The organism is Psychrobacter sp. 1Y4, from assembly GCF_051847555.1.
This window is the reverse complement of sequence record NZ_JBPYDE010000652.1, coordinates 1-666: the sequence shown is the minus strand read 5'-3', so window position 1 is coordinate 666 and position 666 is coordinate 1. Positions and strand designations below refer to the sequence as shown.

Below are 666 nucleotides of genomic sequence, written 5' to 3'. Positions count from 1 at the left end.
ATAGGGTGCCTGACTAAAACCCACTAATACAGCAGCAGATTTAGAAGCTGTCGTTGCGGTTGCAACACTATCATCATAATCACTGTCTATGAGCCAAATATCGATATCTACATTAGACAGCTCACTTTTTTCTTGCCACTGAGCCCATGACACACAGCCGACAAGCGTGAAACCGCAGCTACGCACGGTGTCCGAAAAAGCCACACGCTGGCGGTGATCTTCTGCCACCACCAGCACTTTAATCTCATTATTATTTTTTTGTCGCAGTGCTAAAACACGTGCATTATCCTTCATTAGTTAGGCTGACCTCTTCACCAAGTAGTCTTTGGATTTTTTCAAGCAACTCTTTTTCTTGGAATGGCTTACCCATATAGTCATTTACCCCAATCTCTAGAGCACGCTCACGATGCTTTTCGCCAGTACGTGAGGTAATCATAATAATTGGGATATGCTGCAATCGACTATTGAATCTGACCTGAGTCGCCACCTCGAAGCCATCCATACGCGGCATCTCAATATCTAGCAAGATCATATCTGGCGTCGTGTCCTGTAATATCTCGAGCGCATCAATACCATCTTTTGCAACCGCCACATTGAACCCTTGACGCTCCAAGAAACGAGAGGTTACTTTACGTACGGTCACGGAGTCATCGACTACTAACACCG

Annotated in this window: 1 protein-coding gene and 1 pseudogene; both read right to left on the bottom strand. The window is 45.3% G+C overall.

Annotated elements, in window-relative coordinates; all coding sequences use genetic code 11:
* A pseudogene (locus tag ACS8FC_RS18135) lies at nt 1-294 on the bottom strand (chemotaxis protein CheB); the annotation flags it as partial.
* The coding region (locus tag ACS8FC_RS18130; RefSeq protein ID WP_439297810.1) for a response regulator at nt 284-666 on the bottom strand (383 nt) is incomplete at its 5' end. The gene ACS8FC_RS18130 and the pseudogene ACS8FC_RS18135, both read right to left, overlap by 11 nt.